Source organism: Candidatus Neomarinimicrobiota bacterium (genome assembly GCA_034716895.1).
GTDB lineage: Bacteria > Fidelibacterota > UBA8477 > UBA8477 > JABMPR01 > JABMPR01.
Genome location: JAYEKW010000228.1, coordinates 1 through 7,761, shown reverse-complemented (window position 1 = coordinate 7,761; position 7,761 = coordinate 1). Strand labels below are relative to the sequence as shown.

6 protein-coding genes are annotated in these 7,761 nt (G+C 46.8%); all 6 read left to right on the top strand.

Annotated features, from left to right (window positions below; genetic code table 11):
* On the top strand, positions 1-1,225 hold a 1,225-nt coding region (gene radA / locus U9Q77_12925; protein ID MEA3288260.1), incomplete at its 5' end, for a DNA repair protein RadA.
* Between the two features lie 408 nt (positions 1,226-1,633).
* The gene (gene tgt / locus U9Q77_12920) at positions 1,634-2,776 is read left to right on the top strand and encodes a tRNA guanosine(34) transglycosylase Tgt (protein ID MEA3288259.1); all 1,143 of its coding nucleotides are present in this window, start codon (positions 1,634-1,636) and stop codon (positions 2,774-2,776) included.
* A 1-nt stretch (position 2,777) separates the two neighbouring features.
* Positions 2,778-3,485, top strand: coding sequence for a DNA/RNA nuclease SfsA (gene sfsA / locus U9Q77_12915; protein MEA3288258.1), 708 nt, complete (start codon positions 2,778-2,780; stop codon positions 3,483-3,485).
* On the top strand, positions 3,482-5,140 hold the full coding sequence (locus U9Q77_12910; GenBank protein ID MEA3288257.1) for an Ig-like domain-containing protein: 1,659 nt from the start codon (positions 3,482-3,484) through the stop codon (positions 5,138-5,140). Before sfsA ends, U9Q77_12910 begins: the two co-directional genes overlap by 4 nt.
* Positions 5,141-5,565: 425 nt before the next feature.
* Positions 5,566-6,354, top strand: a complete 789-nt coding sequence (gene dapF, locus U9Q77_12905) for a diaminopimelate epimerase (GenBank protein MEA3288256.1) — start codon at positions 5,566-5,568, stop codon at positions 6,352-6,354.
* A 7-nt stretch (positions 6,355-6,361) separates the two neighbouring features.
* Positions 6,362-7,432 carry a mannose-1-phosphate guanylyltransferase gene (locus U9Q77_12900; GenBank protein ID MEA3288255.1) on the top strand — a complete coding sequence of 357 codons (1,071 nt, stop codon included), beginning with the start codon at positions 6,362-6,364 and terminating at the stop codon, positions 7,430-7,432.
* Positions 7,433-7,761: the final 329 nt, after the last annotated feature.

Below are 7,761 nucleotides of genomic sequence, written 5' to 3'. Positions count from 1 at the left end.
GAAGATCAAGCCAGGCACCAGCCGTGCTGAGCTAAGATCCTTGAATGAAATGAGCCATGGTGAGTCAAATCGGATACGAACATCACAGGCTGAATTTGATGCAGTGGTGGGCGGTGGTCTGGTAAAAGGCAGTATTATTCTATTTGGTGGACAGCCGGGGATCGGTAAATCCACTTTGCTGCTTCAATTGTGTGGGTTAATGGCTGAAGCGGGTCACGCGATCCTGTATTTTTCCGGGGAGGAGAGTGGTGAACAACTGGCCATGCGGGCAGATCGCCTGGGTGTTAGGGCTGACAAGCTTATGTTTGCCAACGAAGCTGTGGTTGAGAACATCAGTCGCAGTATGGAGGAATTGAGGCCGACCCTGGTGGTGGTGGACTCCATTCAAACCGCTTACTCTGAAAGTGGGGAGAATCTGCCGGGTAGTCTCAGCCAGGTACGTGAGAGTGCTGCCCAATTGCTCAGAGTCGCCAAATCTTTAAATGTTTGTACTGTCCTGGTAGGTCACATTACCAAAGATGGCTTTTTGGCAGGTCCAAAAATGCTGGAGCATCTGGTAGATACGGTTCTGTATCTGGAGGGGGATCGCCAATCTCAGGTGCGTCTGCTTAGAGCCGCAAAAAATAGATTCGGATCCACCAGTGAATTGGGTGTCTATGAAATGCAGCGAAAAGGTCTTATTCCAGTTGAGAACCCGGCAAAATTATTCTTATCACAACGCCACAGCGACGTGAGTGGTGCAGTGGTCGTGACCAGCCAGGAGGGTAGTCGCACTTTTTTTCTGGAGGTCCAGGCTTTGGTAGCCGGAGCTGCCTATGGTAATCCTCAACGCAACGTTACCGGCTTCGATCTAAGGCGATTGCAGATGTTGCTGGCTGTACTTGAGCGACGAGCTGGGTTCCAACTGGGTACCCAGGACGTATTTATCAATGTGGTCAGTGGTCTGAAGATTGCAGAACCAGCGGCAGATCTGGGGGTGGCGATAGCCATCATTTCCAGTTTGAAGAACCAGATCGTAGATGCCGGTGCTTTGTTGATCGGAGAGATAGGCCTGGGTGGTGAAGTCCGGAACGTGGGTCAGATTCGCCGACGGGTTGAAGAAGCTAAAAAATTAGGGTTTCATCATATTATTTTGCCGTATGGGGAACATAAGGACCTGAAAGATCTCGGCTTGCATATCACACCAGTTCGGAGCGTTGTGGAAGCTGTGGATGTGGTGTTTTGAGGTTTGAAACTGGAAACTGGGAAATTGAAACTTGATGGTCTCGTAAAAAGTCTCTCTCGCCCTGCGACCTTGCTCAGGACTGGCGCCGCGTGCAGAGCGTTGTATTGAGTTCATCGAAATGACGCAGAGTATTGATATTTATGAGCTTAGGCATATTTGTGATATGTGGATGTATTTAATGGAATTAGGGTGCTTATTTTCTCAGCTACTTCATGCGGGGTTGCCAAAATTGAAATTGGAATATTAAAGCCGTATGCTGAGCGGAATCGAAGCATATAGTTTGCTGAAGAAATGGATCAGGAACAATTCACAATGATACAGAAGAGTAAGCGGAAAGCGGTTAGTGCAAGAAACAGAGACTTTCTACCTTCGACTTTCGACTTTCGACTGTTCGACTAAAGACTATAAATGCAAATAAAATCCCTACAAACCTGTTCCTCTACCAAAGCCCGAGCTGGTGAGTTAAAGACTGACCATGGAACGATCCAAACCCCGGTATTTATGCCAGTGGGGACTGCTGGATCGGTTAAATCATTATCTCCGGATGACCTCCTGGAAACAGGCTCTCAAATTATCCTGGGCAACACGTATCACCTGCTGTTACGACCAGGCACTGAGATCATCGAGTCTGCTGGTGGTCTGCATAAATTCATGAGTTGGCCAGGTCCCATCCTCTCCGATAGCGGTGGTTATCAAGTGTTTTCACTGGGGCAGACGAACAAGATCAACGAAGAGGGGGTCGTTTTTCAATCCCATCTGGATGGATCAAGACATACGTTGAGTCCTGAGATCAGTATGGATATCCAGCGCAGTCTGGGTTCAGATATCGTGATGGCTTTTGATGAATGCACCGCCTATCCGGCAACTCGTGAAGTAGCTCAAAGATCCATGGAATTAACGCATCGCTGGGAGCAGCGGAGTCTCAACAAATTCAGGTCCATCAAACCTATCTATGATCACTCTCAACATCTTTTTGGGATTGTTCAAGGCAGCGTTTACCCGGAATTGCGAAGAACCAGTGCTCGGGTTCTGACAGACATGGGTTTTGACGGCTATGCCATCGGCGGCTTGAGCGTTGGCGAACCCAAAGCAGATATGGCTGGTATGACTGATGTGGTAACTGACATCCTGCCTGCAGATCAACCCCGCTATTTGATGGGTGTGGGCAAACCGGAGGATCTGGTTCAGGCAGTGGCTTCAGGAGTGGATATGTTCGATTGCGTCCTGCCCACGCGGAACGCCAGACATGGGATCATGTTTACCTGGGATGGCCCCGTTTCAGTAAAAGCGGCTCGTGAGAAGGATGTCCACAAACCACTGGATGCGGATTGTCAATGCTACACCTGCCAAAATTTTTCCCGCGCCTATATGCGACATCTTTTTAAGGCAAATGAATTGTTGGTGTACCGGTTGGCGAGCATTCATAACATTCATTTTTATCATGAGTTAATGGCGACAATGCGAGTGGCGATACAGACTGGCAAATTTCCTCTATTTCAGACCGAGTTCTTTAATAGATATAATGTCAAACGGGCCGGAGGTGAGAGCTAAGATGCGCATGTCGCTTCCTGCAGGACTGATCGAGGCAGAATTTGTCGCCCGACCGAACCGTTTTTTATCAAAAGTAAAAATGAATGGCGTGATCCACGATTCCCATGTTCCGGATCCTGGACGATTGGAGGAACTGCTGTTTCCCGGTGCCCGGGTTCTGGTGGAGCCGAAATCAGGAGCGGAACGTAAAACCAAATTTGCAACCGTTATGGTTTATTCCGGTAATGAGTTGATTTCCATCAATTCACAATTACCCAATCGTTTTGTCCGGTTTTGTCTGGATGCTGGAGCGATCCCTGAATTTTCTGACTGGCAGGTGAAAAAGCAGGAATACACACTGGGCAGTTCCCGGTTTGATTTTTTACTCGAACGCGCGGGTCAGGAGAAACTGCTGGAAGTTAAATCGGCAACTCTGGTAGAGAAGGGGGTCGCCCGGTTCCCAGATGCTGTAACAGCCAGAGGAACCCGTCATGTGCGACATCTGGTTGACGCGATCACCCCCCAACGTTCAGCTGCTGTGCTTTTTATTGTCCAGCGTTCCGATGCCATGAGTTTTGAACCGCACTGGCAACGCGATCCTGAATTTGCAAGGGCTTTACAAACTGCAGTCGTTTCCGGTTTGGAGTTGGTTATTTATACCACACACCTGGAACCGGATAGTATCACCCTTGGGGAAATCCTGCCTTATGATCTGGAGCTCCGTAAATGAAGTGGTCCGTACTCGTGTTCCTGGCTTTGATCACTCTCAATTCGTTCTGGACCTGTGCCAATGAACGGGCGATCACAGGTGGTCCGGAAGATAAAACAGCACCTCGTATTCTCTTTAGCACTCCTGAAAATGAATCAGTGAATATTGATCCTGATCTCACCATCTATATCAAGTTCACGGAGCAGATGAAGCAAGCTACTTTCAAAACTGCCTTGCAGATCTGGCCCAGACCTCCTGGGGATTTCGAGTTGAAGTCAGGATGGACCTGGCTCAAGATCAGTTTTAATGAACCGCTGGAGCAGGATGTCACCTATCTGTTGACCCTGGATAAAACTACTCAGGATTTAAGGGGGAATGGCCTGGAATCCACCTTCGTACTGGCCTTCAGTACTGGTGCAAATCTGAATTCGGGTCATTTAAGCGGTGTGATTCATGGATCCAAAGCCATTAAAAAAAATGGAAATATTCTGCTTTACCGCCAGTTCGACATACCACTACAAGAGTTAAGAAAATTACCCGCTGATTACATTTTTCAACCGGATGATGATGGGACTTTTGAACTGTCCTATCTGGCGGAACGCTCCTATATGCTATTTTACCATTGGGATCGGAATCGCAATCGGCTGCTTGACGGGGATGATTTCTTTGGCAGACCCAGGAACGCTTCCGTTCTTGCTCATGGGGATAGTATTAAAGTCATCCATAAGCTTTGGCCGCAACTCATTCCACTGGAGCAATTTAAATTGCTGGAAGTGGCTGAGTTGTCAGGGCAGTTCATTCAGGTTAGGACCAGTCGGCCGGTAACACGTAAGACGCTTGAAAACATTGAATTGGTAGCTGACAAGGTGATCTTGCCGATCCTGGGATCATCCCTGGTGAAGGAGGATGAACATGCCATGCACCTCAACACGGCAATGCCTATTACTCAAAATACTCAAGTTTGGTTGACCAATTTTCAGGATACCAGTGGTTTCAGTCTTCACTCTGATACATTGGTTTTCTATACTTCAACAGAATATGACACGCTGGAATTTGAAGATCTAACAGTTAGTTGGACTAATGGGAGTCCAAAGCGATTTCCCAATGAAAGTTCCTCCATGCAGATCAGGTCGAACTTGCCTTTCACATTCAGATCTGATAGTGCTTTTCAGATAAGAGATGCCCAAGTGGATTCCGTTGTGATCCCGGGCTCGTTACAAAAAAGTTCTTCCATGGAGTGGGTGTTCACACCGGATACACTGTTGGCTGATGGCCGGAGTTTTAAATGGGAGGTAATAACCAGTTCGCTCTATTCAGCACTGAATTACCATGATCTGGATTCGCTCATGACCGGGCAGTTGTTTACCGTTCATTCAGATTCACTGGGCAGTCTCCGTGTTTTTCATAGTGGATCTGAAATTCTTGAGTGTGAGTTGACCGGAAAAGATATTGAACGATCATTTAAACTGAAACCAGGATTGCCTGTTTTGATTGACCACTTGCCTGCCCAGCAATATTTTTTATCGGCCTATGTGGATCAGAATGGAGATGGCCGGTACAATAGTGGTGGTTTGGGACCAGTTGCCGGGTCAGAGCCATTTTGGTTCTTCCCCACGGAGATCAGGGTACGAGCCAGATGGGAAACGGATCTGGGGGAGTGGGTGCTGGAGAAGTAGGGTGGGATAGTTATAATTAATAACGAATAACAAATAACGGGTAACGAATTGGGTATAGGGTATAGAGACTGTGTGAAAACTTCATTGCGCCGGAATAATTACTTTCTAACCTTAGCTATAGTTGTCTACCTATGATGCTGTTAATAATGATACTTACCCCAGGCTTCAGCCTGGGGGTTATAAAAATATCTAAAAGGAGGGCTTTAGCCCAACAATACTGGGCTAAAGCCCAAGGAAACAGTAGGTTATCATACCCCCAAGCTAAAGCATGGGGTAAGCGTTGTCCCTATTCTCACACAGCCTCTATAGGGGGTGAACTAGATACTTCGAATAGGATGCAAAAAAGCGCTCTGTGTTCGGCGCCTGTCCTGAGCAAGGTTGAAGGATGGTTAGATGTTTTTACAAGAGCATGAATTGTGAAAAATATGATTGAATTTTATAAATATGTGGCAGCGGGGAATGATTTCATCATTTTCAATAACTGGCAGGGAAATCTGGATCTTAGTCGGGAACAGATCATTGACTTATGTGATCGCCGATTTGGAATTGGATCCGATGGGGTCTTGATCCTGACCCCTGATCAGCAGGCAGACTTCCGCATGCACTATTACAATGCTGATGGATCCCGGGGGGAAATGTGTGGAAATGGGGCGAGATCATTGGTGCAATTTGCTATTTCCCATGGAAAGGCAGGAAAAACAGGCACCTTCCGTGCAGATGACGGGCACCATGAATATGAGCTCAAGCAGGGTCAGGTTGCTGTCCAAATACTGGTAAACGACAGTTTGCATCCCTGGGATATTCCCAGACCTGGTTGTGGGTTCATCGATACAGGAGTACCCCATCTGATCATTCCAGTTGATGACCTGGCTGCTGAAGACATTCATCGATTAGGTCACGCCATGGATGAACATGTGAGTCATCCCCAGGGAACCAATGTTAATCTGGTAAATCGGTCAGACTCCCGAATTACGGTAAGAACCTGGGAGAGGGGTGTGAATGTGGAAACCCTGGCCTGCGGGACCGGGGCAACTGCTGCAGCGATCTATGCTTCCCGGATATGGGGAGTGGATTGGCCGATCAAACTGGGGTTTAAAGGTGGTGAACTTGAAGTGGATCTTCGTGGAAATCAGTATTGGTTAAAGGGTCCTGCAGAATTAGTTTTCCATGGTCAAATTGCCTTGCCCAAGCGTTATAGTAATTTAGAGAAATGAGGTAAAGATGTCTTTTTTTGCAGTCATTATGGCTGGCGGTGTTGGCAAACGATTCTGGCCTCAGAGTCGTCGTACGACACCTAAACAATTATTAAACATTGCCGGTGAAAAAAGCATGTTGCGGATGACAGTTGAACGGCTTAAGCAGGTTGCAGAAACTGATCACATCCTGATTATCACCAATTCAGATCAGGAAGCTGGAATTCGAAGTGAGATTCCTGAATTACCTGAGGAGAATATCCTCATTGAACCTGATGGAAAGAATACGGCTCCCTGTATCGGTTTGGCCGCCATCATTATTCAGGAACGTGATAACAATGCTGTCATGGGTGTATTCCCGGCTGACCATTATATTCAAGATGTCAATGCATTCACAAAATATCTGCATCAGGGTATTCAAACAGCCCAGGATATGAAAGGGCTTGTTACTTTTGGAATGATTCCGACTCGTCCGGCCACAGGTTACGGGTATATCCAATTTCATGAGCGTACCAACCCCCAGGAACAAATATTTGCAGTGAAAGCTTTTGCCGAAAAGCCAGATTTTGAAACTGCCCAACTCTTTTTGAATAGTGGCGACTTTCTATGGAACAGCGGGATGTTTGTCTGGCAGGTCGATGTTATCCTGAATAGTTTTCAGGAGTTTTTACCGGAGATCTGGGATAGTCTGGACAATATCCGGGGAGCCATTGGGAAACCGGTTTGGGATTCTGTACTTACAGTAGAATGGGCGACATTGAGGAGCATATCCATTGACTACGGTGTCATGGAGAAAGCCAAGAATGTTTTTGTGATAAAAGTAGATTTTGCCTGGAATGATGTAGGATCCTGGGATGCCGTCCATGAGATGAGAACCAAGGATGAGGATGGTAATGTTACCAGGGGCGATGTGATCTACCATAACGCCAGAAATAATCTGGTGTATGCCGAGGGTCGGACGGTTGCCCTGTTGGGTGTTAATGATCTGGTGGTTATTGATACTCCAGACGCCCTCTTGATCGTTCCCCTGGGAGATACAGAACGCGTCAAAGAGTTGGTGGATAATTTTGAGAAGGAAAAACGAGACTCCCTATTATAGGAGTTGGCTGGCTGAAGATTTGAAAAACTTTGACACGAATCACACGAATGTGTACGAATCAACACGAAATGAGTGAATGGATAACTCAATTGTGAATTCGGCTCATAAATTATTAAGAAAATACTCTAACGACTCTGCACTTTCTGCGGCTCTGGGAGAGAAACCTATTGGTACAGAATCTAATAACGAAGATTTTTCGACCTTCGACCTTCGACCTTCGACCTTCGACCTTGGACCTTCGACTTTGGACTTTCGACCTTCGACCTTGGACTATAAATGAAAGCTGAACGTATCCGTGATGAATTTGAAATGCTGGCAGAAAAGCTGGG